The 25,319-nt window shown below is 69.6% G+C and carries 27 protein-coding genes; 10 read left to right on the forward strand and 17 right to left on the reverse strand.

Annotated elements, in window-relative coordinates; translation table 11 throughout:
* Positions 1-66: 66 nt before the first annotated feature.
* From ACGFJ2_RS21560 to ACGFJ2_RS21570, 3 genes are read right to left on the reverse strand one after another with little or no spacing between them, the layout of a single operon-like run.
* Complete coding sequence (locus tag ACGFJ2_RS21560; RefSeq protein ID WP_393470754.1) at positions 67-2,364, reverse strand: xanthine dehydrogenase family protein molybdopterin-binding subunit; 2,298 nt, start codon at positions 2,362-2,364, stop codon at positions 67-69.
* Positions 2,361-3,347, reverse strand: coding sequence for an FAD binding domain-containing protein (locus ACGFJ2_RS21565; protein WP_393470757.1), 987 nt, complete (start codon positions 3,345-3,347; stop codon positions 2,361-2,363). Before ACGFJ2_RS21565 ends, ACGFJ2_RS21560 begins: the two co-directional genes overlap by 4 nt.
* Positions 3,344-3,808, reverse strand: a complete 465-nt coding sequence (locus ACGFJ2_RS21570; RefSeq protein ID WP_393471419.1) for a (2Fe-2S)-binding protein — start codon at positions 3,806-3,808, stop codon at positions 3,344-3,346. The genes ACGFJ2_RS21565 and ACGFJ2_RS21570 overlap by 4 nt, the downstream gene beginning before the upstream one ends.
* A gap of 122 nt (positions 3,809-3,930) precedes the next feature.
* Here ACGFJ2_RS21570 and ACGFJ2_RS21575 point away from each other — a divergent pair, with 122 nt between their 5' ends.
* Positions 3,931-4,584, forward strand: coding sequence for a TetR family transcriptional regulator (locus ACGFJ2_RS21575; protein WP_393470760.1), 654 nt, complete (start codon positions 3,931-3,933; stop codon positions 4,582-4,584).
* 145 nt (positions 4,585-4,729) lie between these two features.
* On the opposite strand, the gene ACGFJ2_RS21580 is transcribed toward ACGFJ2_RS21575, so the two are convergent.
* The 4 genes from ACGFJ2_RS21580 to ACGFJ2_RS21595 are packed head-to-tail and all read right to left on the reverse strand — an operon-like array spanning position 4,730 to position 8,317.
* On the reverse strand, positions 4,730-5,956 hold the full coding sequence (locus ACGFJ2_RS21580; protein ID WP_393470763.1) for an ABC transporter permease: 1,227 nt from the start codon (positions 5,954-5,956) through the stop codon (positions 4,730-4,732).
* Positions 5,956-6,636, reverse strand: coding sequence for an ABC transporter ATP-binding protein (locus ACGFJ2_RS21585; protein WP_358431374.1), 681 nt, complete (start codon positions 6,634-6,636; stop codon positions 5,956-5,958). Before ACGFJ2_RS21585 ends, ACGFJ2_RS21580 begins: the two co-directional genes overlap by 1 nt.
* A 26-nt stretch (positions 6,637-6,662) precedes the next feature.
* Positions 6,663-7,790: a peptidoglycan-binding protein gene (locus ACGFJ2_RS21590; protein WP_393470766.1), complete on the reverse strand. Its 1,128-nt coding sequence runs from the start codon at positions 7,788-7,790 to the stop codon at positions 6,663-6,665.
* Positions 7,790-8,317, reverse strand: coding sequence for a hypothetical protein (locus tag ACGFJ2_RS21595; RefSeq protein ID WP_357939060.1), 528 nt, complete (start codon positions 8,315-8,317; stop codon positions 7,790-7,792). The genes ACGFJ2_RS21590 and ACGFJ2_RS21595 overlap by 1 nt, the downstream gene beginning before the upstream one ends.
* A gap of 147 nt (positions 8,318-8,464) precedes the next feature.
* Between ACGFJ2_RS21595 and ACGFJ2_RS21600 the strand changes: the two genes are divergently transcribed.
* Both ACGFJ2_RS21600 and ACGFJ2_RS21605 read left to right on the forward strand, forming a co-directional pair.
* Positions 8,465-9,121 carry a response regulator transcription factor gene (locus tag ACGFJ2_RS21600; protein WP_357939754.1) on the forward strand — a complete coding sequence of 219 codons (657 nt, stop codon included), beginning with the start codon at positions 8,465-8,467 and terminating at the stop codon, positions 9,119-9,121.
* Positions 9,118-10,305 carry a HAMP domain-containing sensor histidine kinase gene (locus ACGFJ2_RS21605; RefSeq protein WP_357939062.1) on the forward strand — a complete coding sequence of 396 codons (1,188 nt, stop codon included), beginning with the start codon at positions 9,118-9,120 and terminating at the stop codon, positions 10,303-10,305. Before ACGFJ2_RS21600 ends, ACGFJ2_RS21605 begins: the two co-directional genes overlap by 4 nt.
* A 71-nt stretch (positions 10,306-10,376) precedes the next feature.
* On the opposite strand, the gene ACGFJ2_RS21610 is transcribed toward ACGFJ2_RS21605, so the two are convergent.
* On the reverse strand, positions 10,377-10,895 hold the full coding sequence (locus ACGFJ2_RS21610; protein ID WP_393470771.1) for a type II toxin-antitoxin system RelE/ParE family toxin: 519 nt from the start codon (positions 10,893-10,895) through the stop codon (positions 10,377-10,379).
* Between the two features lie 3 nt (positions 10,896-10,898).
* Complete coding sequence (locus ACGFJ2_RS21615; RefSeq protein ID WP_357657046.1) at positions 10,899-11,207, reverse strand: type II toxin-antitoxin system prevent-host-death family antitoxin; 309 nt, start codon at positions 11,205-11,207, stop codon at positions 10,899-10,901.
* A 436-nt stretch (positions 11,208-11,643) separates the two neighbouring features.
* On the opposite strand from ACGFJ2_RS21615, the gene ACGFJ2_RS21620 reads away from it, so the two are divergent.
* Entirely contained in the window at positions 11,644-12,114 is a 471-nt protein-coding gene (locus ACGFJ2_RS21620; protein ID WP_393470774.1) for a hypothetical protein, read from the forward strand.
* Positions 12,115-12,475: 361 nt separating this feature from the next.
* Here ACGFJ2_RS21620 and ACGFJ2_RS21625 read toward each other — a convergent pair whose 3' ends face one another.
* A complete protein-coding gene (locus ACGFJ2_RS21625; RefSeq protein ID WP_363999316.1) occupies positions 12,476-12,763 on the reverse strand; it encodes a hypothetical protein in 288 nt (95 codons plus the stop codon).
* A 495-nt stretch (positions 12,764-13,258) separates the two neighbouring features.
* Between ACGFJ2_RS21625 and ACGFJ2_RS21630 the strand changes: the two genes are divergently transcribed.
* The 4 genes from ACGFJ2_RS21630 (at position 13,259) to ACGFJ2_RS21645 (ending at position 15,587) form a co-directional block, all read left to right on the forward strand.
* Positions 13,259-13,618: a helix-turn-helix domain-containing protein gene (locus ACGFJ2_RS21630; RefSeq protein WP_393470777.1), complete on the forward strand. Its 360-nt coding sequence runs from the start codon at positions 13,259-13,261 to the stop codon at positions 13,616-13,618.
* Positions 13,525-14,385: a transcriptional regulator gene (locus ACGFJ2_RS21635; protein ID WP_393471443.1), complete on the forward strand. Its 861-nt coding sequence runs from the start codon at positions 13,525-13,527 to the stop codon at positions 14,383-14,385. The genes ACGFJ2_RS21630 and ACGFJ2_RS21635 overlap by 94 nt, the downstream gene beginning before the upstream one ends.
* Before the next feature lie 12 nt (positions 14,386-14,397).
* On the forward strand, positions 14,398-14,973 hold the full coding sequence (locus tag ACGFJ2_RS21640; RefSeq protein ID WP_393470780.1) for an HD family hydrolase: 576 nt from the start codon (positions 14,398-14,400) through the stop codon (positions 14,971-14,973).
* Positions 14,974-15,119: 146 nt separating this feature from the next.
* Entirely contained in the window at positions 15,120-15,587 is a 468-nt protein-coding gene (locus ACGFJ2_RS21645) for an NUDIX domain-containing protein (protein ID WP_357939075.1), read from the forward strand.
* Positions 15,588-15,922: 335 nt separating this feature from the next.
* Here ACGFJ2_RS21645 and ACGFJ2_RS21650 read toward each other — a convergent pair whose 3' ends face one another.
* Positions 15,923-16,180 carry a hypothetical protein gene (locus ACGFJ2_RS21650; RefSeq protein WP_357652685.1) on the reverse strand — a complete coding sequence of 86 codons (258 nt, stop codon included), beginning with the start codon at positions 16,178-16,180 and terminating at the stop codon, positions 15,923-15,925.
* On the reverse strand, positions 16,177-16,476 hold the full coding sequence (locus ACGFJ2_RS21655) for a DUF6247 family protein (RefSeq protein WP_358450425.1): 300 nt from the start codon (positions 16,474-16,476) through the stop codon (positions 16,177-16,179). Before ACGFJ2_RS21655 ends, ACGFJ2_RS21650 begins: the two co-directional genes overlap by 4 nt.
* A gap of 137 nt (positions 16,477-16,613) precedes the next feature.
* Between ACGFJ2_RS21655 and ACGFJ2_RS21660 the strand changes: the two genes are divergently transcribed.
* Together ACGFJ2_RS21660 and ACGFJ2_RS21665 are read left to right on the forward strand one after the other, a co-directional pair.
* Positions 16,614-18,047, forward strand: coding sequence for an ATP-binding protein (locus ACGFJ2_RS21660; protein ID WP_393470784.1), 1,434 nt, complete (start codon positions 16,614-16,616; stop codon positions 18,045-18,047).
* A 154-nt stretch (positions 18,048-18,201) separates the two neighbouring features.
* Complete coding sequence (locus ACGFJ2_RS21665) at positions 18,202-19,704, forward strand: alpha/beta hydrolase (RefSeq protein WP_393470787.1); 1,503 nt, start codon at positions 18,202-18,204, stop codon at positions 19,702-19,704.
* Positions 19,705-19,805: 101 nt separating this feature from the next.
* Here the strand turns inward: ACGFJ2_RS21665 and ACGFJ2_RS21670 are convergent, their stop codons facing one another.
* The 5 genes from ACGFJ2_RS21670 to ACGFJ2_RS21690 all read right to left on the reverse strand — a co-directional run bounded on the left by ACGFJ2_RS21670 (position 19,806) and on the right by ACGFJ2_RS21690 (position 25,230).
* Positions 19,806-20,255: a DUF1931 family protein gene (locus ACGFJ2_RS21670; RefSeq protein WP_357939083.1), complete on the reverse strand. Its 450-nt coding sequence runs from the start codon at positions 20,253-20,255 to the stop codon at positions 19,806-19,808.
* Between the two features lie 5 nt (positions 20,256-20,260).
* Positions 20,261-21,916: an FAD-dependent oxidoreductase gene (locus ACGFJ2_RS21675; RefSeq protein ID WP_393470790.1), complete on the reverse strand. Its 1,656-nt coding sequence runs from the start codon at positions 21,914-21,916 to the stop codon at positions 20,261-20,263.
* Positions 21,913-22,347, reverse strand: a complete 435-nt coding sequence (gene trxA, locus ACGFJ2_RS21680) for a thioredoxin (protein ID WP_357939087.1) — start codon at positions 22,345-22,347, stop codon at positions 21,913-21,915. The genes ACGFJ2_RS21675 and trxA overlap by 4 nt, the downstream gene beginning before the upstream one ends.
* Position 22,348: 1 nt before the next feature.
* Positions 22,349-22,573 carry a hypothetical protein gene (locus tag ACGFJ2_RS21685; RefSeq protein ID WP_393470793.1) on the reverse strand — a complete coding sequence of 75 codons (225 nt, stop codon included), beginning with the start codon at positions 22,571-22,573 and terminating at the stop codon, positions 22,349-22,351.
* A 143-nt stretch (positions 22,574-22,716) separates the two neighbouring features.
* Positions 22,717-25,230: an AAA family ATPase gene (locus tag ACGFJ2_RS21690; RefSeq protein ID WP_393470796.1), complete on the reverse strand. Its 2,514-nt coding sequence runs from the start codon at positions 25,228-25,230 to the stop codon at positions 22,717-22,719.
* Positions 25,231-25,319: the final 89 nt, after the last annotated feature.

The following is a 25,319-nucleotide window of genomic DNA, read 5'->3' on the forward strand; positions in this document are numbered from 1 at the left end:
TCCGCTCCCGGAGGGACCTCAGCCGCGACGTACCGGTTTCTTCCGCTCCCCCGGAGGGGGTATTGATCAGAGCAGCTTGTCGAGCGTGATCGGCAGGTCGCGGACGCGCTTGCCGGTGGCGTGGTGGACGGCGCTGGCGATGGCCCCGGCGACGCCCGTGATGCTCACCTCGCCGATGCCGATCAGGCCCAGGGGCATGGTCGGGTCCGGCTCGTCCAGGTAGTGGATGTCGATCGGCGGGATGTCGGCGTGCACCGGGATGTGGTAGTCGCCCAGACCCGGGTTCATGACGCGGCCGTTGCGCGGGTCGACGAGCGTCTCCTCCGACAGCGCCATGCCGATCCCCATCACGATGCCGCCCCGGAGCTGGCTGGCCGCCGTCTTCGCGTTGATCACCCGGCCCACGTCGAACACGCCGAGCCAGCGTGACAGCCGTACCTCGCCGGTGTCCGGATCGACGCGTACCTCGCAGAACTGGGCGCCGCTCGCGGCCTTGACCCAGCGCCGCCGGTCGTTGACGAACTTGGCCATGAACCTGACCTGCCCGGCCAGCGCGCCGAGGCCCGATTCGGAGCCGATCGCCGCCTCGACGGACGGCCGGCCCGCCCTGGACAGGATGGCCTCGTAGCTCTCGCCGGCGTCCGGCCGGTCGCGCCGGTAGAGCCCGCCGTCCCTGGCCTCGACCGCGGCCAGCCGCTGCCCGCGCAACGGCGAGTCGCCGGAGCGCCGGGCCAGAGCCAGCACCGACCCCTTCAGCTTCTCGCAGGCCGACAGCAGGCTGGCCGCGACGCTCGCGGTCTGCGCGGAGCCGCCCGCCATGGGCCCGGTCGGCAGGTCGGAGTCGCCGTACTCCACCCGAACCGCCTCGAACGGCACGCCCAGCTCGTCGGCGGCGATCTGCGCCTGCACTGTCGCGCCGCCCATGCCCATCTCGTGGAAGCCGCAGCGCACCACGACCGTGCCATCGGCCGAGAGCCGCACGGTGACGTTGGCCGTGAACTGCACCGACGAGTGGTAAGCCGTGGCCACCCCCATGCCGACGAGCCACCTGCCGTCGCGCATCGAGCCGGGCTCCGGCGTGCGCTCGGCCCAGCCGAACCGCTCGGCGCCCAGCGCGTACGCCTTGCGCAGCTTCCGGTGCGCGAAGCGCTTGCCGTCGAGCGGGTTGCGCTCCGGCTCGTTGCGCATCCGCAGCTCGATCGGGTCGACGCCGAGCTCGCCGGCCAGCTCGTCGATCGCCGCCTCCAGCGCGAACGTGCCGATGGACACGCCGGGCGCGCGCATGAACGTGTTGGGGAGCAGGTCCATCTCGACGAGTTTCTGCTGAACGAGGATGTTCTCGGCGTCGTAGAGATGATGGGACGCCTCGGTCACCGACTCGGAATTGCCGCCCGCCTTTCCGGTCCTGGTGACGCTGGTGTGGATCAGCGCGGTCAGCCTGCCGTCCTGGCCGGCGCCGAGCGCGACGCGCTGGGTCGAGGGCGTGCGCCCGCCGACCGTGCGGTAGACGCCCTCCCTGGTCAGCATCATCCGCACCGCTCTGCCGGTCGCCCGGGCGGCCAGCGCGGTCAGGATCGTGCCCGGCCAGATCGAGCCCTTGCCGCCGAAGCCGCCGCCGACGTACGGGGAGGTCATGCGTACATTCCGCTCGGGGATGCCGAACCTGACCGCGAGGTGCTTGCGCATCCAGGAGATGGCCTGGCTGCCCTCGTGCACGGTCAGCCGGTCGCCGTCCCACACGGCGGTGGTCGCGTGCGGCTCGATCGCGTTGTGGTTGTGGGGCGGGGTGGTGAAGCGCAGGTCCACCGAGACCGGCGCCACCGCCAGGGCTGCCTCCGCGTCACCCTTCTTGGCGCTGCCCGGCCCCATGATGCTGTTCGGCTGCGGCTTGGCGTTCGCCTCCTCCGCGGCGAAGTCCACCACGGCCGGGAACTCCTGGTAGGTCACCTCGACCAGGCTCGCGCCGTGCCGCGCCGCCTCCAGGCTCTCCGCGACGACGACCGCCACCGGCTGGCCGTCCCAATGCACCTCGTCGGTGTTGAGGTAATTGACCGAGGTGCCGGAGACCATCGTGCTCAGGTCGAGCATGCTCCGCGCGGGCGCCGGCTTCAGCACGGGCGCGTTCAGATGGGTGAGCACCGACAGGACGCCCGTCACCGCCTCGGCCGCCTTGACGTCGATGCCGGTGATCCGGCCGCGGGCGACCGTCGCGTGCACCAGGGCGGCGTAGGCGAGGTCCGGGTACGGGAACTCGGCCGCGAACCGGGCCTTGCCCGTCGTCTTCTCCGGGCCGTCGACCCGGTCGATGCCCCGGCCGACCGCCCGCTCGCGCGGCGGGCTCTGCGTCTCGGTGGTGGTGGTCATGCCAGGCTCCCGTCGCTGAGCCGCCGCAGCGTCGCCACGATCGTCCGTTGGGCCAGCTCGATCTTGAAGGTGTTGTCCGGCCGGCCGACCGCCGGCTCCAGCTCCGCCTCGGCCGCCCGGCGGAACGACTCCTCCGTGGCCGGGGCGCCGAGCAGGGCCGCCTCGGCCTGGCGGGCCCGCCACGGCTTGGCCGCCACGCCGCCGAGCGCCAGCCGTACCTCCGACACGACCCCGTCCGTGACCTCCAGCGCCGCGGCGACCGACACCAGGGCGAACGCGTACGAGGCCCGGTCGCGCACCTTGCGATAGCAGGAGGGCGCCGTCAGCGCAGGCACCTCGACCGCGGTGATCAGCTCGTCGGGCTCCAGCGCCGTCTCCAGGTGCGGTGTGCCGCCGGGCAGCCGGTGGAAGTCGGCCATCGGCACGCGACGCAGGCCGCGTACGCTCTCCACCTCCACGGTGGCGTCGAGCGCGGCGAGCGCGACGCACATGTCCGAGGGGTGCGTGGCGATGCAGTCGTCGCTCGTGCCGAGGATCGCGTGGTTGCGGTTGAAGCCGCCGATCGCGTCGCAGCCGCTGCCGGGCACGCGCTTGTTGCAGGCCGACGCGCCGTCGTAGAAGTAGGGGCAGCGGGTGCGCTGCAGCAGGTTGCCGCCCACCGTGGCCATGTTGCGCAGCTGCGCCGACGCGCCCGCGAGCAGCGCCTGCGACAGCAGCGGATAGCGGGTCCTGATCAGCCGGTGGGCGGCCAGGTGACTGTTGCGCACCAGCGCCCCGACGCGCACGCCGCCGCCGGGCAGCTCCTCGATCTCGGTCAGCGGTAGCCGGGTGATGTCGACCACCGTGTCGGGCCGCTCGATGTCCTCGCGCATCAGGTCGACGAGGTTCGTCCCGCCGCCGAGGAACTTCGCGTTGGGCTCCGTCGCGATCGCGCGGACGGCCGTCGCCACGTCGGGCGCGCTGACGTACGCGAACGGCTTCATCGCGCGACCTCCTTGATGGCGTCGACGATCCCGTTGTACGCGCCGCAGCGGCACAGGTTGCCGCTCATACGCTCCCTGATCTCGGCCTCCGACAGCCCGGTGGCGCCGGGCCCGGTGACCGCGCTGGGCATCCCCGCCCCGTGCTCGGCCAGCATGCCGATCGCCGAGCAGATCTGGCCGGAGGTGCAGTAACCGCACTGGAAGCCGTCGTGCTCGATGAACGCCCGCTGGATCGGGTGCGTGATCCCCTCGATGGTGGTGATGTCGCGGTCCTCGTACTGCACCGCGAGGGCCAGGCAGGAGTTGATCCGCTCGCCGTCGACCAGCACCGTGCAGGCGCCGCAGGCGCCCTGGTCGCAGCCCTTCTTCGTGCCGGTCAGGCCGAGGTGCTCGCGTAGCGCGTCGAGCAGGCTGACCCATGGTTCGAGCTCGAGCGAACGGGTTACGCCGTTCACCCGCATCCGCAGCGTGACCACATTGCCCTCCGAATGATGCGCGTCAGTTGAGGGCGACGTTAACAGGACGGTGTAATCTTAACAAGAGGACGACGTTTCCTTATCTTGCTCGTATGCTTGGCTCAACCATGACGCGATCGGCGTTTCTCCGGGCCAGGCGCCCGGAGCACAAGCAGCAGCGGCGCGAGGAGATCCTCGCCGCCGCTCGTCGGCTTGCCACCGAATCAGGGGTTCGCAACGTCAGCTTGGGCGGGGTCGCGTCGGCGGTCGGACTGGCGAAGTCCAACGTGGTGCGATATTTCGGGACCCGGGAGGAGATCTACCTCGAACTCACCGTCGAGGAGTGGATCGGCTGGGCGGACGAGGTCGCCGCCCGGCTCGCCACGGCCGCCGGTCCGGACGACGTGGTCGCCGCGCTGACCGACACGCTGGCCGAGCGGACGCTCTTCTGCGACCTGCTGGGCCACGTCTCGATCACGTTGGAGCACAACATCTCGGTCCCGGCGGCTCGTGCCTTCAAGCGGGCCGTGCACAGCGCGATCGACGACCTGGGAGCGCGCGTCGCTCTGGCCTACCCCGGCCTGACCACCGGTGAGGGGATCGAGCTGGCCGGGGCGGCCGCCGCGCTGGCGGGCACGCTCTTCCCGATGTCGAACCCGCCGCCCGCCCTGCGTGAGCTCTACGCCCAGGACCCCGACATCGCCGCCCGCTGCCTGCCGTTCCGGCCGACGATGAAGCGCATGCTCGCCGCCCTCGCTGCCGGACTGCCCGCACAGCGCTGACCCGCACAGCGCTGACCCGCACAGCGCTGACCCGCGCCGGGTTGACCGCGCCGGGTTGACCGCGCCGGGTTGACCGCGCCGAGCGGGCCGCCGTCTGGTTGGCGGTGCTGGGCGGGTCAGGGTGGCGCGGGTCAGGGTGGGCAGGTCAGGGTGTGGCGAGTGCCTCGGTCGGGGAGAGGCGGGAGGCGCGGATCGCCGGGTACAGTCCGGCGACGGCGCCGATGGCCAGGGTGGCCGCGAGTCCGCCGGCCGTCGCCCACGCGGGGATCACCGCGGGCCACCCCTGGTACAGCGCGTACCCCATGGTGACGCCGGTGCCGAGGAGCACCCCGCCCGCCCCGCCGAGCGCCGAGAGCAGCAGCGACTCGGCGAGGAACTGCGTACGGATCTGCCCGCGCGTCGCGCCGAGCGAGCGGCGCAGGCCGATCTCGGAGCGCCGTTCGAGCACCGAGATGACCATGGTGTTGGCCACCCCGACCCCACCGACCAGCAGCGCCACCGCGCCGACGCCCAGCAGCAGCCCGGTGAACGCCTGGCTGGTCGCCTGCTTGGCGGCCAGCGCGTCGGACGGCCGCGAGACGTCGACCTCGTTGGGCGCCTCTGGATTGGCCGTGCCCGCCAGCACCGAGCGTACGTTCTCCAGCTTCGACTCCTCCGCGCGGGTGTACAGGGTCGTCGGGTAGCCGTCGAAGTCCAGCTCCGCCTCCGCGACGGGCCAGCCGACCAGCACCGCGGTGTCCAGCTCGTCGGCGAGCGGCACCGGGTCGAGTACGCCGACCACCGTGAACCGCTTGCCGCCCACGACCACCTGGGTGTCCGGCCCCGCCGCGCCCACCCCGAGCCGCTGGGCAGCGCTCGACCCGAGCACCGCGGCCGGGTAGCGCTGAGTGGCCGCGTTGAGCCAGGTGCCGCTGCGCAGCGTCGCGCCCACCGTGGCCGGCAGGTCGAGCCGGGCGGCGTAGGTGTTGATGCCGTTGGTCTGCGCCTTGGGCACCTCCTCCGACCGGTAGACCTTGGCGTCGCCGACCTTTCCGGCGGCCGAGACGGCTTCGACGGGCCCGATCCGCTCGATCATCGCTTCTGCCTCGACCGGCATCTTGGCCGGCTCGCCCATCAGCGTCTGCCCGGAGGAGACGGTGAGCAGGTTGGTGCCGAGGGCCGAGAGCGTACGGTCGAGCTCGGCTCCCGACGAGGACGAGATGCCGACCACGCCGATCATGGCCGCGATGCCGATGGCGATGCCGAGCGCGGACAGGAAGGCCCGCAGCGGGCGGGTCCGCAGGCCGACGGCGCCGACCCGCAGCACATCGCCCGAGCGCATCCTGGCCGGGGTGAGCTTCGGCAGTCCCGCGTGCTCGACGACGGCCGCCATCAGGCCACTCTCTCTTCGGCCGCGGAGTCGGCGACGATCTGGCCGTCGCGCATCCGTACCTGCCGGGGCAGGCTCGCGGCGATCTCCCGGTCGTGCGTGATGATCACGATGGTGGTGCCGGCCGCGTTCAGGTCGTGCAGCAGGTCCATCACCCCGGCGCCCGAGACGGAGTCCAGGGCGCCGGTCGGCTCGTCGGCCAGCAGGAGCGGGGGATCACCCGCCACGGCCCTGGCGATGGCCACGCGCTGCCGCTCGCCGCCGGACAGCTCGTGCGGCTCATGGTCGAGGCGGTGACCGAGCCCGACCCGCTCCAGCGCGGTCGCGGCCCGCCTCCGCCGCTCGGCGCGCCCGATGCCGGTGTAGACGAGGCCGTCGGCCACGTTGTCGATCGCCGGGACCTTGGCGGCGAGGTGGAAGTGCTGGAAGACGAAGCCGATGCGGGTGGCCCGCAGTGCGGAGAGCCGGCCGTCCGACAGTTTCGCCACGTCGTAGCCGTCGATGCGGACGGTTCCCGAGGACGGGCGGTCGAGGGTGCCGACGACGTTGAGCATCGTCGACTTGCCCGAGCCGGACGGGCCGACGATCGCGACGAGCTCACCGCGCTCGATCTCCAGGGACACCTTGTCCAGCGCGGTGACGCCGCCGGGATAGGAGCGGGTGACGTCAGTCAGGGAGATCATCGGAAATGAGGTCGGTGAAAAGGCCATCATCGGGGCATCCCGACGCTCATGCCCTCGGTGAGGCCGTCGCCGGAGATCTCGACCCGGCCGCCAGAGAACAGACCTGTCTTCACACCGACATATCGGGACTTGCCGCCTTCGACGACCTCCACGCCGTACCCGCCTTCCTGGAGCGCCACGAGCGCGGCGATCGGCACGGTCAGCACGTTCTTGCGTTTCGACGCCGTGAACGTCACGTCCACCGCGGCCTGGTCCAGCCCCTTGGCGGCCCGCTGCTCACCGAGGGAGACCAGCGCCTCCACCCGCGTCTCGGGCTCCGCGCCCTGCCCGTCGCCCGGTTCGATGACGGTGGCGACCTCGGTGACCTTGCCGGACACGGTCTTGCCGTCGGGCAGCGTGACCGATGCCTTGGCGCCCTTCTTCGCCACCCGCTGGTCCTCCGTCTCCAGCTTGACGGTGATCACCTTGTCGGTGCCGGTGTAGGAGAGCACCTTCTGGCCCGGCGCGGTGGGCTGGCCGGCCTCGGCCTCGAGGCTGTCCACGCGTACCTTGCCGGCGGCGAAGACGACCCGGCCGAGCTCGACGACGCCGGTCTCGTCGAGGTTGCGGTCCTCCTGCCATTCTCTGACCGCGTCGGCCGTGGAGTCGGTGTACTCGTCGTCGACGGTGAAGCCGTCGTAGCCGAGGGCCTTGAGGTTGTGTTCGAGCTGCTCGACGTCCTTGCCCTCGGTGCCGATCCGCAGGTCGCGGTAGGCGGGCGTGGTGCCGTACATCAGCACCACCGGTTTGGCGTCGAGCCGGTACAGGGACTTGCCCCTGCCGACCGTGTCACCGCTGTCCGGCAGCCAGGTGACCGTGCCCGGCTTCCTGCTCACCGCCGTGGTGGTCGGTCCGTAGCCGAGGTCGCCGTCGGCCTCCCGCGTGTCGAGCAGCGTCTGCCTGGTCACCGTGGTGGTGGCGGGCGGCAGGGCGCCGGCCGTCTTGCCCGCCGCCCGGTCGCCGCCCAGGAGGCCCATGCCGTTCACGGCCGCGCCGGCCGTACCGATGACGGCGACCGCGACGAGCAGGCCCGCGACCCGCCTGCCGCGACCGCGGCGGCGGCGCGGGCGATCCCCGCCCGCCGCCGCCTTGTCGTCGAGGGTGGCTGTGGACATCAGGAGCCGCCCTGGCCCATCTGGGGCAGGAACTCCTTCGAGCACTTCTCCTGCGCGGCCTTGAAGTCCGGGTCGTCGCCGGCCTCACCGGTCATGCGCAGCGCGCCGCCGTCAGGGTCGGGGAAGGCCTCGACGCCGTTGTCCCGCATGCACTGGGAGAACTTGCGCATCTGCTCGGCCATCTTGGGGTCCACCTTCCCGCCCGGGCCACCGCCGTTCGGCGCGTACTCCTTGCAGGCCTCCTGCGCCTTCCGTGCCGTCTCCGGGGAGATGCTCTTGTCCATCTTGAGCATGACCCCCTTGCCGGGCTCGGGGTCGTCCATGGGGACGCCGTTCTCGCGCATGCACTGGGCGAACTTGAGCCCCATCCCCGCCCGGTCCACGCTGGCCGAGGCGCTGGGGGCGGCGGCAGGTTTGCCGCTGCTCACCGATGCCACGTCGGAGCCCGCCGGGTCGTTCGCGCCGCAGCCCGCCAGGGCCAGCGTCAGTGCGAGCGGGATCGCGGCCAGGATGCCTCGTCGTCTCATGGTCTCCTCTTTCTTGCAGCTCGGGTGTACGAGACGAAAGCCAACAGCGCACGCCGTTTCCCCGGCGTTTCCATGGGTGCTAACGCCGAACAAACAGCGCAACCGGCACGATCGCCCCAGTACATGACCGAAGGGGACGAGGGCGCGATGCGGGTGCTGGTGGTCGAGGACGAGCGCATGCTCGCCGACGCGATAGCCGAGTGGCTGCGCGAGGAGACGCACGCGGTCGACACCGCGCACGACGGGGAGGCGGCGTTGGAGCGCATCGCGGTCAACGACTACGACGTGGTCGTCCTGGACCGTGATCTGCCGCTCGTCCATGGTGACGACGTCTGCCGGGAGCTGGTGGAGTCCGCGTCGACCGCGCGGGTGCTGATGCTCACCGCCGCCGCCGAGATCGGCGACCGGGTGACCGGGCTCTCCCTCGGCGCCGACGACTACCTGGCCAAGCCGTTCGCGTTCCCCGAGCTCGCGGCCCGCGTCCTGGCGCTCGGGCGGCGCTCGCGTCCGGCCGCGCCGCCGGTGCTGCGGCGCGCGGGGATCACCCTCGATCCCGCTCGCCGGGAGGTGTTCAGGAACGGCAGGTACGTGCCGCTGTCGAAGAAGGAGTTCGCCGTGCTGGCCGAGCTGCTGCTCGCCGACGGGGCCGTGGTGCCCGCCGAACACCTGCTGGAGAAGGCGTGGGACGAGCACGCCGACCCGTTCACCAGCGCGGTCCGCCTGACCATCCTCAAGCTGCGCCGCAAGCTCGGCGAGCCGCCGGTCGTGGAGACCGTGTCGGGAGTGGGGTACCAGATTCCATGACCACTCCCACGCTCCGCAGCAGGCTCACCCTTGTGTACAGCACGCTGTTCTTCGTCGCGGGACTGACGCTGCTCGGCGTCACGTACTTGCTGTTCAACCAGCAGCTCGAGCAAAAGACGGTATCCATCATCGTCAGAGGCGGAGGTCCCGGCTCGCTGGACACCAACACGGGCTCGCTGGACGGCGACAAGGCCATGAACTGGATGAAGCAGCAGCAGAGCCTGCTGCGCGGCGCCGCGACCACCTCGCTGCTCACCCAGGGCGCGATCGCGCTGGTCGTGGTCGGCGGCGCGGCCTCGGGTGTGGGGTGGCTGGTCGCCGGACGGGTGCTCACGCCGCTCCGCCAGGTGACCGAGACCGCGCGGCGGATCGCGGCCGCGCCGGTCGCCGAGCGCGGCCTGCACGAGCGGATCGCGCTGAACGGTCCGGCCGACGAGGTGAAGGAGCTGGCCGACACCTTCGACACCATGGTCGAACGGCTCGACCACTCCTTCGACGGGCAGCGCAGGTTCGTCGCCAACGCCTCGCACGAGCTGCGCACCCCGCTGACGCTGAACCGCGCGCTGGTGGAGCTGGCCATGCACCGCCGTACGGCCTCGGCCGACGTCAAGCAGCTCGGCGAGAGCCTGCTGGAGATCAACGCCAGGCACGAGCGGCTCATCTCCGGGCTGCTGCTCCTGGCCCGCGCCGAGCACGAGATCGGCGATCGGTCACCCGTGGATCTGGCCGACGTGGTGAGCCACGTGATCGCGCAGGCCACCGCCGAGGCCACGGAGTCGAAGATCACCCTGCACGAGGCGGCCGGGCCCGCGCCGACCAGCGGGGACGCGCTCCTACTCGAACGGCTGGTGCACAACCTGGTCGAGAACGGAATCCGGCACAACATCGACGACGGCACCGGCTGGGTGCGGGCCGCCAGCCGCATCGCGTATGACGGGCGCGTCGAGGTGGAGGTCAGCAACACCGGTCCGGCTGTGCCGCCGTACGAGATCCCGACGCTGTTCAAGCCCTTCCGCCGGCTCGGCCCCGAACGCGTGGTCACGGCCAAGAGCGCGGGGCTGGGGTTGTCCATCGTGCGCTCGATCGCGCTCGCGCACGGCGGCGAGGTCTCGGCCCGTCCCCGCGAAGGCGGCGGCCTGATCGTGACGGCCACCCTGCCACGCCAGAGCCCGGCCCACCACTAGACCCGTGCCCGCTCACTGGGCACCGCCCAGAGCAGCACGCAGTGCTCCGCCTCTGGCAATAGATGCGCGACCTAACTCGGCTTCGACCGGTACTCAGCCCACAGGTCGACGGCCTCTTGGAGATCAAGAGCGGCAACGTCCTCGCGGGCCATCCCCACTGTGTGGATCAACCGGTCGGCGAGCCAATCTGGAACCGGTTCTCTAGGGGGCGCCTTCTCCATCCGAATGTGATCGGCGAGCGTGCCAAGACGCTCGATCACCTGGCCGAGCCGGACAATCTCCGGACGCTCGGCATCCGCCTCGCGAACCCTCGCCGTGGCCTCGGCGTACACTTCCGCGTCGGCTCGCTCACCGACGGCCCACACCTCACAGATCTCCACCGACTTGTCCTCGGTGATGCGGTAGACGACACGCCAGGTGTTGCGACCGACCACAAGCTTCCGGAAACCGGTCAGTTCGCCGCCGAGCGGGTAGCCAGCCTCGGGATTGTCCAGCAGGAGAAGGATCTTCTTGAGCACCTTGGGCACCGCGTCTGGGCCGATGCGCCGAAGGTCATCGACCGCTGGTGCGGTGAAGACGACGTCGGACACCTATCACTCGTCGTCCGGGAGGGCGGCCAGCGACTCGCGAGTATGCCCGAAAGCGGCGATTACCTCATCGAGCGAGACTCGCTCTCCCGTATCCGCGACCGACCGGGCAAGTACGAGCGCCAAATCACGCAGATCGGCCGCCGCCTCCTCCAACTCGTTGAGCCGTCGGATGCTTACCACGGCCGCCACTGGCTGATGCCGACGGGTAACCACCAGATCGGTCCCCTGCTCCGCATCGGCCACCAGGCGGGCGACCCCTCGCTGGGCCGCTTCCGTGACGCTCAGCTCAGTAGCATCGTGCAGAACAGTCATACATCAACTGTATATTTTTCTGCACAGAACTGCGATCCCTTGACGAGCTGAGACTCGCGCCTCTCCGAGCGTCAGCATCACGAACGAGTTGTTCGTCCCAACAGCTCCGGACCTTAAGCAGCGGATCACTCGCCTTCGCATCGAGACCCGCGACGGAGGTAGCCGCCGCTCCTCTGGGGAGACCTCAACAATCCAGGTCAGACAGTCCCTGGGGGCGAGCTACGCCCACGTCAGATCGGCGCCTGAGCTCCAAGAGGAGCGTGGCTGGCACGCGCACGAAGCCGGCTGGGTAGACCGGTCAAATGTCGAGCTGATCGCTCCGTCGGACAGCGGAAGGCGGTCGGTTCGGTACGTGGACGGCCGCTTGACCGGCGTTCTGGCGTATGGACCAGTCGGATCGCAAGCATCAGAACGTGTTCTGACATACGCTTATGGCGTGAGCGCCAGCCATCACGACGCAGTGACATTTTCTGACTTGTCGAGAAATCCCCGAGCGGTCGCCGAGCGTGCGGCACGTCTGGGACGCGTGCGTATCACGCATCGGGATGCTCCAGACTTCTACTTGACTGCGGCGGACCGTGAGGAGGAGCGCGAACGGACACTGACTACCGCGTCGCGGCTGTTCCTCGCCTTGATCAAGCATGATCCCACCGCGCGTGCGCTGGTCATAGCCATGCCGGAGGTCTTCCCGTGGGTTCGTCACCTGTCCTCGGACGAACTGCGTGCCTTCACTCTGGAACTGGTCGAAGCGCTCTCCGACGCGGCCGAGCTGGATGTCGATGCCACCACCCAGGAGGTCATCGCGGGCTGGCGGGCCACTGCCAGAATCAAGGCCGATCCCGCGCACTACGCCGAGGCCCGCAAGCCCACGAGTGGCGACTTCGGGCCGGTGCAGGTTTCTGCGTAAGCCCGAAGCGTGGAGATCGGGTTACGGTGCCACCGCCGGATGGCGAGTGGGACGTCCGGTTTGGTACCGGTGCTGCGGTTGAGGGCTGGGAAGAGCTGTGCCGTCATGCCTTGGCCACTGCCTCATTGCTCGTGTTCGGTCGGCCGGCGTCAACTCCGTCTGTACCCGTTGGGTGAGGGCTGACGTGCACGTCAGGGGCGGACGGACACGCGAAGACGGAGTTGAAACCTTGGCCGGGCCACATAAACCGGAGGCTATCGGGGCGGGGGAGGAATGGGCCAGGAATCCGCGGGGTAACCCCCGTGACCCCTGACAGGCGTGGCGGCGCCGTCCCTCCAGATCCCACGCCGCCACGCCCGGTCTATCGGGCCTGCCCGGACAGCAACGCTGTCCAGATCGCCCCAGCCTCATGGATCGAGCACGGAGAGGTCTCGCGGACCTTGGGAGTGCCGTCGAGCTGGACGGTCCGCCGGATGAATGCCTGCCCGCCGCCCTCACACAGCTCGTACACCGTGGCCCGGCAAGCACAGGTCCAGGCCACATGACGTACCCGTTCGAAAGCCCGGTGCGGAGGTCGCCAGTCCAGTCGCGTGTGACCATGCTGGGCCATGGGCACGTGCGGGTTCAGGCACTCGTCAGACAGGAGCACAGCGCACCTCAGCCGGTGCGGCTGGCAGCGGGGCGCGAAGCTCGCGATACCGGAGGGCGATGTGATGAGCGGTGGCGATCGGGTTCTCCGCGTTGTGGACGGCGTACAGCCATCTGCCCGTCTTCTGTGACATCCGTCCCGTCCACCATCGGTACCAACGTCCGTTCGTCCAGACGACGAGATCCAGCCAGACCGACACGAGTGCGATCCCCTGTCCCTCGTGAACGTCGGCGGCGATCTGGAGGTCAGCGAGCGAGAGCTTCAGGCGCTCCGCAGAGGCGACCCAGGGCGGGCGAGTAGTGGGGCCGTTGTCAGAACCCCTGATGGTCTTCGTTCTGGGTGGTGATTCCATTGATCCACCTGAATGAGTCGGTCGCGCCAGGCCCTTGCGGGTTACGCTGGATCGGCTTGTTCGTGCTGGTGGCAACGCTACGAACAGCGCGAATGCCGCAGAACTGACCGGAAGTACGAGTACGGACGGCGGTGGCTCCTCTCATGACTCCCCATGGCACGGGAACCCTGACCATCGGTCGGGGTAACGCTGAGGGCCGGATCTCCGGGTATGTGCTCAAGGTCATCCGTGAGTCGACCGGGTTGACCCAGGAACGGTTCGCCGAACGCCTTGGCCTGGATGTCACGACGATTCAGGGGTGGGAATCCGGGCGCCGCCCACTGATGGCGATCTCCACAGGGACGTACCTGTCGTTGCGACACTGGCTTCTACGGTTCGGCGTCCAGCCGCGTTGCTCTTCCAACTGGACATGGCCCTTGAGGCGGATCGGTTCGTCGGCTATGTGCTCGGCACGGAGCCGGAAAAGGCCGGGATCGAGAATCATCCGTTGGCGTCATGGGTGATCACTCGCCCGTTTACTGATCTCGTGGCCTGGCTCTTCACCGGGACCGCACCGTCTGCCATGGCGGGAGCCGCTCGGGGGATCGGCCGCCGGGGGCCGGTGGCGACCGCGCCCTCTCTTCTTCCCGACGAACGCGCGCACTTCTTCGATCACCTGAAGGTAGCCGCCGAGCGCGCCGACACGGACCGGGTGGACGGCATGCTGCTGCGCCGCCAGGCCCACTACGTCGCCAGCTTCGACGACACCGCGGAAACCGCGGACTGGCTCACAGTCATGCAACGAGCTGAAGAGCATCGGATGAGCCGGGTGGGTGAGTGGACTCCCTCGTGGGCCGTCGTGCGGTCCGGTGCCCACTCACTGGCCAGGCTCGGCGACCGCGAGGGGTTGCAGCACTTCATCCGGGTTCACCTGGCCGACGAGGTCTGCGAGGTGGCGAACCTCAACTACTGGGCTTACTGGCTCGGCGAGGTCGGCGAGCCCCAGTTGGCGGACACGTTCATGATCGAGCTGAAGCCGGACGTCTGGCGGGGGACTGAGCTTCTCCGGCATCTGATCGGCAAGCTGGACTCCGCCAACCCCTACCTCGACGTGGTGGTCCACACGCTGTGGGCACTGGTCATGCTGCGCCCCTCGACGTTGGACGCGCAGCGTGCGGATACCCTCAGAGACGCGGCCATCCGTACGCTGGACGAGGCCATCGCGTCACCGCAGTCCCAACGCGAACTGGAGGCGGTCATCTACGCTCTGCGCATGATCCACCGAGGGTGAGAGGGGATTTCCATGGCGGAGGAACTGTCGAGGCTGGCGGGCCTGCTGTACGAGATCGGGCTGCTTAAGCGTTACAAGCGCACGGGCTGGCTGGTCGCGGGAGTACGGGATCCCGAGAGCATCGCCGATCACTCCTTCCGAGCTGCGGTCATCGCGAGTGTGATCACGGCCCTGGAAGGTGGCAATCCCGAGCGTGCGGCGTTCCTGAGCCTGTTCCACGACACGCAGGAGACCCGTGTTACCGATATCCCCTACATCGGCAAGCGTTATCTGACAGCGGCGCCGAACGAGGAGGTCACCGCCGACCAGGTACGCGGCATTCCGGAGCCGGTCGCGGAGATGGTGGGTGGCGCGGTCGGCGAGTACGAGGAGAAGAGCAGCCTCGAGGCCGTCTGCGCGCGTGACGCCGACAAGCTCGAATGCTTGATCCAGGCCGTCGAGTACCGCGAGCAGGGCCACCAGAACGTCCAACCGTGGATCGACAGCTCGCTCGCCGCGCTGCGGACGGCGTCCGCGAAGCGCCTCGCGGACGAGGTGCTCAGCACGGGGTCGCTGGAGTGGATGACGCAGGTCCTCAACGGAGATTAAGTCCCCTGACGCTCATCGAAGCCGAGCACTTCGCCTTCCGCCACCTCGACGCGGGGACGATGGCCAACCACTACATGTCATCGTTCGACCGAGTCTGGGCCGGAGTCGTTCCGTGGTTCGGCACGGAGATCTGAGAGGCGCATCCCATGGGACGAGTCGAGTACTGGAACGACCCGAACGCCCCGAAGGCGAACAGCCTGGTGCCGGCCTGCGGGACGGTCACCGTGGACGACGCGGGCCGCATCCTCATGCAGTGCCGGCGGGACACCGGTCAGTGGGCGTTGCCGATGGGCAAGATGGAGATCGGCGAGACGCCCTCACAGTGCGCCGTGCGGGAGACCGAGGAGGAGACCGGCGTTCGCGTCGAGCCGGTCGGCATCCTCGGGATCTACTCCGACCCCGGCCACATCGTGGCCTACACGGATGGGGAGGTCCGCCAGGAGTACGAGGTCATGCTGATCGCCCGTCCGGTCGGCGGCCGGCCCGAGGCCAATGATGAGGCGAGCGATGTGCGGTGGGTCGAGCCGGGCGAGTTGCGCATGCTGGACATTCATCCGACTCAGTGGCGGCAGCTCAACGACTACCTGGAGCAGAGGCATTCCCACGTCGATTGAGCTAAGCCAGCTCGGAACGGTCGTGTCCCGTACGACGTTAGGGGCGCGGTCCGAAGCCCTGGTCGGCGAGCCAGGTGGCGCAGAGGCTTGGCCAGGTGGACGCGGCCAGGTTGCCCTGGGCGAGCCCGAGCCTGTGCTTGCCCTCGGGAAAGACATGCAGCTCGTACGGCCTGCCCGCGCGACCGAGCGCGTCGGCGAAAGAAGCTAATAGCTATAACCGATATAGAGAGACTCTCAAGGAACCGACATGGCGCTGATGAGCCCTTGATGACGAGCAGGATCAAGGACGTCCACGAGCATCCAAAGCGAACAGATCAACTTCGGCTCCAGCGAGGTCAGCCGGCCCAGAGGAGGTCGATGATGCGCAAGGCCCGGGTCTCCTCATCGAGGATGAACGTCATCATGCCTTGGCCGTTATCTCCGAAGAAGGCGTGCCTCACCGCGGACTGACCGGGACGCTCCGCGACCGCGTCCCACGGATCGCGGAGGAGTTCAAGAAGACGCTCCAGCAGCGGTCCGTCACGGACCTCCTCGGGAAGACCGTTCAGCTCGTAGAGGGCGCGTCCGTGGAAACCGTCGAACTTGTAGCTCACACCCGGCCTTCCCACTCCGGCGGGGTGTAGCGCGTGAACATCTCTGTACGGTTCTGGAGAGCGTCCTGGACGGCTTCCTCGTAGCCCGGACGGGCGTAGGCGATCGCACGCAGGCGCCACTGACGCAACAGCGTCTGCACCTGCTTGAAGCGGGCCAAGTCGTGCGCGGCCTCCAAAGCCTCGTCGTACTCCGCCCGGAACCGGGCACGGTGCGACGGCGGAAGCGCCTCGAAGATCGCGGCCGGATCCTCACCTGGATCACGACGCGCAACGGGCTCCACAGGCTGAGCGGTCATACCGACCAACCTATCTTCCCGAGCATGAAAGCGCGCCCATCATGCTCTCGCTCAGTCACCCCCAGTCGCGCCTGTCGCTGTAGCTTTTGTGAAGTACGGTTGAGTCAACTATAGTTCGGTCAACTATACTTCGACTCATGCGGAAGCCTCAGCATGTGTTCGGCCGTGAGCGAGAGTGGGCGGGCCTGGTCTCGTTCGCTTCGGAAGCGGGCCCGGGAGCTCGGCTCGGTGTGGTGAGCGGCCGCCGCCGCCAAGGGAAGAGTTATCTCCTGCAGGCCTTGGCGAGCAGCATGGGCGGCATCTACTTCCCCGCGCTCGAGGTGACGGAGGCGGTGGCGTTGCGCCTCTTCGCGGACGAACTGATCAGATTCACCGGCGCGCCTGTTCCGGCCTTCCGCGATTGGATCGACGCCATCCCCTACCTCTTCGGGGTCGTGCGCGATCGGGCGGTGCCTGTCGTTTTTGATGAGTTTCCGTATCTTGTCAAGGCATCCCCAGAGCTTCCCTCGATCATCCAGCGGGAGTTGGGTCCTGGCGGCTCCGGAGCCGCCAGCACGGCCAGGGTGCTGCTCTGCGGTTCAGCGATGTCGGTGATGGGCGGTTTGTTGTCCGGTACGGCTCCGCTACGCGGACGCGCGGGACTGGAAATGGTCATCAGGCCCTTCGACTACCGCCAGGCCGCCCGCTTTTGGGGGATCAGCGACCCGCGTCTGGCGGCCCAGGTACACGCGGTGGTGGGTGGGACACCGGCCTACCGGAAGGAGTTCGTCCGTGGTGATGTCCCGGCTGGGCCGGCGGATTTCGACGACTGGGTGATCAGATCCGTGTTGAACGCCGAGGTCCCGTTGTTCAGGGAGGCCCGCTACCTGTTGGCGGAAGAGACGGAGATCCGCGACCCGTCGCTCTACCACTCCGTCCTTGCCGCCGTCGCCGACGGCAACACGACGTCAGGGGGAATCGCCGGCTACGTGGGGCGGAAGTCCAACGAGATCGCGCATCCGCTCCGCGTCCTGGAAGACAGCCATCTCCTGGTCAAAGAGCGCGATCTCTTCCGGCCGAACCGCAGCTACTACCGGGTGGCCGAACCGCTCATCACGTTCTATCAGGCGATCATGGTCAGGGAGTGGGCGCGGTTGGAGCGCGGGGACGCGGCGACGGTGTGGCGGGGCAGCAGGGCACGCTTCCTGTCGCAGGTCGTCGGCCCCCATGTCGAGATGCTCTGCCGCGAGTACGCCCTGCATGCCGATACCGCGGCCGGTGAGGTGGGGAGTGGAGTCGTACCCGATCCCGCCAATCGCACGCAGATCCAGGTCGATGTCGCTGTTCTGGCGCCCGCGGATCACGGACGCCCGCGACGGATTCTCTCACTGGGCGAGGTCAAGTGGGACATGGCCATGGGAGCCGAGCATGTGGCCCGGCTCCGGCGCGCGCGCGATCTGCTCACGGCCAAGGGGTACGACACCCGCGACACGGTGCTCACGTGTTATTCGGGCGCCGGGTTCACCCGGGGACTCGGCGCCGAGCCAGGGAGCGACGTGCGCCTGACCACACTTGGCGACCTCTACGGTTGATCGCCAGCTTGCGACGGTCGTGTCCTGTGCGGCGCTCTAGCCTCTAACGCGCAGGTCAGAGTACGGATTCGCCGACAGAAGCCAGGTGGTTACGCCCTGGTTATGCAGAATCGATCACAGTCGTCGGTCAGAAACCCTTCGACGACGGGACGCTATGCGAAGATCACTCCTGCCGGCTCTCGCACTGACCTTGCTCGCGGTCCTCCTGATGCCCACCGCGCCGGCCGCCGCGCGGACATCGGGGATCGATTGGAAGCCGTGCGATCAGGACGCCACCGCCGAGTGCGGCACCCTGACCGTGCCCATCGATTGGGCCACGCCCGGGAGCGGCACCATTGACCTGGCATTGGCCAGGCGCAAGGCCACCGACGCCACGAAGCGGATCGGCTCGCTGGTGGTCAACCCCGGTGGCCCGGGCGTCTCGGGCGTGGATTTCGCCCTCTTCTCGGATCGTTTCCTGAGCGCCGAGCTCACGAAAAGCTTTGACATCGTCGGCTTCGACCCGCGCGGGGTGGGCCGCAGCCATCCCGTCGTGTGCTCCAGCGCCCTGCTGCGCGCGATGCCGCCCACTCTCATGAGGAGCCAGGCCGACTTCGAGGCCCGCGTCGCCTACAACAAGCGGCTCCGCGAGGACTGCGAGGCCAGGACCGGGCCGCTGTTCGACCATGTCAGCACGGTGAGCGTGGTGCGTGATCTCGAGGCCATCCGCGCCGCGCTTAATGAGGAGCGGATGACGTTCTACGGGGTCTCGTACGGAACGCTGATCGGCCAGCAGTACGCCGAGCGATATCCCGGCAGAGTGCGGGCACTGGTCCTCGACAGCAACTTCGACCACAGCCTGGGCACCGGCGCCTACCTCGACACCGCCGCCATCAACGCGGAGAGCGCCTTCGACGAGTTCGCCGACTGGTGCGCCAAGAACGCGACGTGCCCGCTGCACGGCAAGGACGTGCGCGCCTTCTGGGCGAAACTCCTGGCCCGCGCCGACCGCGGCGAACTGCACCAGCCAGGACAGCCGGATATTCCACTCACCAGCTGGGATTTGATCGACCAGGCCTTCGGCGCCTTCTACGGGCCGTACTGGACGGAACTGGCCGAGTCACTGCTGGCCACGGACACCGCGGCTGCGGCGAAGACGCCGTCGGGCGAGGCAAGCCAGGCCGAGGAGCTGTCGCCGTTCCCGAGGGCGGTCTTCTGCCAGGACTTCTCCTTTCCCGTCCGTGACTACCGCGAGTACGCCGCGCGCCTGGATCGCCAGCGCGCCCTCGCGCCGGACATGCGTTACAACCCCGCCGCGCTGTACGCGATCGCCGCATGCCTGGACTGGCCCACGCCGATCCCCAACCCTCAACACCGCTTGAACGTTGACGGCACACCGCCCATCCTGGTGGCCAACGCGCTCTACGATCCCGCCACCAGCTACCTGTGGGCGGCCGGTGTGGCGGGCCAGATAGGGCGCGAGGCGGCGCTGCTCACCTACGAGGGCTGGGGGCACGGCGTCTATGGCCGTAGCGACTGCGTCACAGGCGCGATGGACCGCTACCTGATCTCGCTGACCGTGCCCACCGCCGCGGGAAGCCGCTGCCCCGCGATCCCCCCGCCCGCCGTCGGGCTGAACCGATCGCCATCAGGTGTACAGCAGTTCCTGGTCGAGTAGCACGGGCCTCGCCGTCGCGCACGGCCACGCCGCCCTCGACCATCGCCGGCTGCTGAAGATCGGTAGGGTCCCCGGTGGTCGCTCGCCCCGCCGCGTCACGCTCACAGGAGCAGGCCGAACAGCCGGGTCATGCGCTCCCAGTGCTCGCTGGAGGGGTTCTTGAGATCGGGTTCGACGATCTTGAACGCCTGGGCGAGCGCCATGGACAGCCCGCCCGCCACGGCCGGCAGCCGGGCCTCGGCGTCCACGCTGAGCGACAGGTCGAGCGGCGGCAGCGCGGTGAGCTGCTCCAAAATCGGCGTCAGCTCCAGCTCCTCGTCGAGGTCGCGGAAGCCGTGCATGTTCTCCTGCAGGCCCTTGGTGATGGGCAGGTCCCATGGCTGGATGATGTCGCGCCTGTTCTCCTTGGCCGCGGCTTCGGCGACGACGAGCATGTCGTACAGCTTGCTATTGACGAAGTCGTTGAAGCGCTTGAGGTCGTTCTTGTCCACGTTGAGTCCTGCGGCGGCGCGGAAGAAGCGCTCGAACCTGGAGTGTGCCATGACCGGCATGTGGATCACCGTCTCCTCTGTCGATTTTCTGTGGTGGTGAACCGTTCGTACACCAGGCGTACGGCCATGGCGCCCTCCCCTACCGCGGAGGCGACCCGCTTGACCGATCCGCTGCGGACGTCGCCCACGGCGAAGACGCCCATGTGGTCGGTCTCCAGGGGAAGCAGTGCGTTCCAGGTGGTGCGCTGTCCCGTGATGACGAAGCCGCGGTCGTCGAGCGGCACGGCGCCCTCCAGCCACTTGGTGTGTGGGTCGGCGCCGATGAAGACGAACATCGCCCTGGTGGCGATCTCCAGGGACTTCCCCGTGCGCCGGTTGTGGACGCGGACGCCGGTCAGCGTGCCGTCGCCGATGAGCTGGCGTACCTCGGTGTTGAGCATGATCTCGATGCCGGGCGTGCGGTCGAGCTCGTCGGCGAGGTAGTGGGACATGCTGGCGCGCACGTCGTCGCCGCGTACGAGCACCCGCACCGACGAGGCGTTCCTGGCCAGGTAGAGTGCCGCCTGACCGGCGGAGTTGCCGCCGCCGACGATGACCACCGGCGAGTCGCTGCACATGCGCAGCTCGAAGGGCGTCGCCGCGTAGTAGACGCCGGATCCCTCGTACTTCTCCAGCTCAGGGACGTCGAGCTTCCGGTAGCGGGCGCCGGTGGCGATGATCAGGGCGTGGCCCTTGATGGTGTTGCCGTCCTCGACGAGGACGCTGTAGAAGCCGTCGTCCGGCTGCAGGCCGGTCGCCTCGGCCGGGACGGTCAGCGCCGCGCCGAACTTCCGCGCCTGGATGACGGCGCGCTCGGCGAGCTCGGCGCCCGAGATGCCGGAGGGGAAGCCGAGGTAGTTCTCGATGCGGGAGGAGGTGCTGGCCTGCCCGCCCGTGGCCACGGCGTCGAGTACGACGGTCGTCAGCCCTTCCGAGGCCCCGTACACGGCGGCGGCCAGACCGGCCGGGCCGGCGCCCACGATGACCAGGTCGCAGACGCCGTCGCCGGGCACCGGGGCGGGCAGGCCGATCGCCTTCGCCAGCTCGGCGACGGTCGGGCTGCGCAGGACCTTGTCGCCGCGCCAGATCACCACTGGGGTGTCTGCGGCCGGGATGCGTAGCTCGCGCAGCAGCGCGTTCGCCTCCTCGTCTTCCTCCAGGTCGATCCACCGGTGCGGCACCCTGTTGCGGGCGGCGAACTCGCGCAGCCGCTTGCAGTCCGCCGAATAGCGGGAGCCGATGATGCGGAAGCCGGTGCCCAGCCCGATCAGCAGGGACCGCCGGGTCAGGTAGGCCCGCAGGATGAGGTCGCCGAGCGCCTGGTCGTGCGCCACGAGCGCGCGCACCTCCTCGGCCGGGACGGCCAGCACCTCGCCTGGCTCCTGGACGACGGCGGTCAGGAATGCCGCCTGGCCGGTGAGCAGGCTGAGCTCGCCGAGGAAGCGGCCCGGGCCTTGGACGGCGATCGTCTTCTCGTCCGGGCCGGAGCCGTACCCCTCGACCATGGCCACCTTGCCGCTCAGCACGACGATGAACTCCGTGGTGGGCTCCCCCTCCCTGAACAGGACGTCGCCGAGCGAGACGGCCCGGCGCTCGCCGTGGGGCGAGAGCTCGGCGAGCTGCGCCTCGCTCAGCCGGGGGAAGGCGCCGTATAGATCCGGCGTCTCCGGGACCGGCGTCATGTGCGCGTCCTGACCGCGTCCTCGACCCATCGGCGCAGCTCGTGGGCGGGCGAGGCGCCCGCCCGCTGGGCGACGACCTCGCCGCGGACCATCATCATGAGCATCGGAATGTGCTTGATCGTGAAGCGCTCGGACAGGCGGGGCGACCGGTCCACGTCGACTTTGACGAGTTTGACGCGGCCGGCCAGGTCCTGGGAGATCTGTTCGAGTGCGGGCGTGACCATCCGGCACGGCCCGCACCAGTCCGCCCAGAAGTCGACGATGACCGGCGGGCCGGCACGCTCGGCGACCTCGGCGAACGTGTCGTCGCCCGCCTCGGCGATCCACGGCAGCGGCCGGTGGCAGTTCCCGCACTGGGGCACGCCGTCGGCCGCGGCCGGGACCCTGTTCCGTTTGCCGCAGTTCGAGCAGGCGACGGTGGTCGAGATCATGTCAGCTCCCTGGTCCGGCGAAGGTGACGCTCAGCTCGCCGTGGTCGACGTCCACCGTGACGGTCGAGCCGTCGGGGACGTCGCCGCTGAGCAGCGCGCGGCCGATCCTGGTCTCGACCTCGCGAGCGATGAACCGGCGCAGCGGCCGGGCCCCGTACACGGGGTCGTAGCCCTGGTCGGCGACTCGCGAGCAGTTCTTCCGCGACCGCTCCCCAGAGCAGGCCACAGAGAATCATGGCGATGGCGGTGAGCGCGAAGACGAAGAGGCCGACGAGCAGCCCGATTTCCAGGTGGCTCACACGCTTTACCAGGCTTTCCCTGGCGCTCCGGGGTCACATCCCCCATGCGTGTAGTTCTGGGGCAAATCCCTTAGTCGACGGTGTCGTCCCGCCCCCGGACGATCACGAGGCGGGTCAGCTCGACGCGGGACTTGATCTGCAGCTTGGAGTAGATGTGCCGCAGGTGGAAGGCGACCGTGTGCGCGCTGATGAACATCTGCTCCGCCACCTGCCGGTTGGACCACCCGTCGGCCACCAGGAGCGAGACGTGCCATTCCGTCTCGGTGAGGCTGTCCCAGCCGGAGGCCGGCCGGTCGGCGTAGCTCCAGTGCCGGTGGCGCACACCCATGGCGCGCAGCCGCTTGCGTACGCGGGCCGAATCCCTGACGGATCCGATCTCGTAGTAGATCGCGAGCGCGCGGTCGAGGCTTACCGCCGCGTCGTCGTGCAGCCCGCCGGCGGCCTGCAGCACGCCGAGGTCCTCCGTGGCGGAGGCGCGCCCCCACACGTCGTCGGCGCGCTCGGCGGCCCGGGACAGGGCCTCGCGATCGCCGTCGAGCAGGCCGCGCGCGTGCGCGGCGGACGCGGTCAGGGCCAGGAAACCCGGGTTGGCGGCCGCCAGTTCCTCCGCGGTGGCGACGGCGGCGTTGGCCACCGCGCGGGCGTCCACGGCGAGGGCTACGCGGACCAGCCAGGCGCTCGCGGTGGGGTTGCCGGCGAGCATCGAACGTTGCCGTTCGAGCAGGTCGGCCAGTAAGGTCATCGCCTTCAGCGGTCCGTCGCACGCCTCGGTGACCTGGGCCACGATGAGGGCGTGTTCGAGTGAGTCGCCGGGCAGGTCGGCGACGTGCCGGACGGCCGCCCGTACGTTGCCGCGCCGCAGCGCGACGGTGGCCAGGACGTTGGTGGCCGCTGCGGCGGACAGGGGCGTGGCCCTGTCCGCGGCGAGGCTCAGCGCCCGCTGGGCTTCGTCGGCGGCGCTGTCCAGCCGCCCTTCGAGCAGCTCGGACCGGGCCGCGAGGGCGGACAGGTCGGCCTCCCATGCCTGGTGGCCGGAGTCGAACATGTCCTCGCGCGCGTCCTGGACGAGCAGCCGCGCCTCGTCCAGCCGGTGGACGTCGGTGAGTATCGCGGCGGAGATCAGCCGGGATTCGTACGGATGCACGGCCGACCCGTTCGCGCCGGACAGCAGCCTGGCGTCGCCGGACAGCCGCCTGGCGTCGGCGGCCAGCGCCAGCGCCTTGGACAGGCGGCCCTCGTCCCGCTCCGCCTGCGCCAGCGCGATCAGGGCCGCCGCGGTGGCCGCCGCGCTGTGACGGGCACCCGCCTCGATGACCTCGTGCGCGTACGTGCGGACGGACGCCTCGTCGCTGGGCAGGCGCGTCATGGCGTAGAGGCGCACGAGCAGCGCCCGGTCGCGCACGTGGCCGGGAAGGTCGGGCAGCGCCAGCACCGTCTCGGCCTCCCGCATGGCCTCCTCGAGGCTGCCGGTCAGGTACATGACGTCCGCGAGCACGCAGCGCAGCTCGGCCACACTGTGCGTCGAAGCGTGCGCGGAGGAGTGCTCGGCGAGGCCGCCGCGGACCAGCTGCTCGGCCGCCCGCAGCCGCCCCTCCGCCATCGCGGTGTCGATGGTCGCGACGAGGTCGAGCCGGCCCAGCAGCGCCTGCCGGACGGGCGGCGGGACCCGCTCGGCGATGACAAGCCTGACCAGCTCGTGGCGGAAGGCGAGGTCATGCGCGGTGGCGGACAGGATGCCCGCCGCCATGGACTCCTCCACCGCGGGCAGCAGCGCGGCCGTTGTCGTGCCGAGCAGCGACGCGGCCTGCTCGGGGGCGAACGACCGGCCGAGCACGGCGGCCGTCTCCACCAGGTTCCTGGCGACCGCGCTCAGGCCGCCGATCCAGTGCCGCACCACCCTGGTGAACCGGTCGGGGATGCGCAGGGCGGCGTCGCCGTCGAGGACCTGGCCTTCGTCGCGAAGGCCGGCGAGCAGCTCGGTGATCAGCAGCGGGTTGCCGCCCACGACGTCCACCAGAGCCAGCGTCGCCGGTCCCGGCGCGGCCCCGAGCGTGTCGGTGGCCAGGGCGACGGCCGCGGCCGGGGACAGCGGCGAGAGCCGCACCCGGCCGGCCCCGTGGCGCTCCAGCAGGTCGAACAGGGAGGCGGACTGGTCCTGTCCCACACCGGTCGATCGGCTCAGCAGCCAGCCGATCGGCCGGAATTCGAGCAGGCCGTGGAGGGTGCGCAGGGCGACCAGCGTCGCCGGATCGGCCCACTGCAGGTCGTCGAGCACGGCCAGGACCGGAGCCGTGGGCCATTCCTCGAAGCGCGTTCGCAACGCCTCCAGCGTCCGCGAGTCTGGGTCGAGCCGTAGGTCCAGGGCCTCGAACAGGCTGCCGCACGGCACCAGCTCGCCCAGCTCCTCCAGCTCGCCCCGGAGCACGGCGATGCCGCGCTCGCCGGCGGTGGCGGCCGCCTCGTCGAGCAGCCGGGTCTTGCCAATCCCCGGCTCCCCGTCCACCAGCAGGGTCGCGCCCTTGCCCGCCTGAACGGCGTCGAGCAGGCCGTCCACGTCATGCCATTCCTGTTCGCGTCCCCGCATGTAAGACCGCCTCCCAGACGAGGAACGGTGAAGCCCATGCTCTTAAAGATCTTTCACGCCACTGCACGTTTCGGGGATGTGGCCGGGGA

This window comes from Nonomuraea sp. NPDC049028 (assembly GCF_043197735.1).
Lineage (GTDB): Bacteria > Actinomycetota > Actinomycetes > Streptosporangiales > Streptosporangiaceae > Nonomuraea.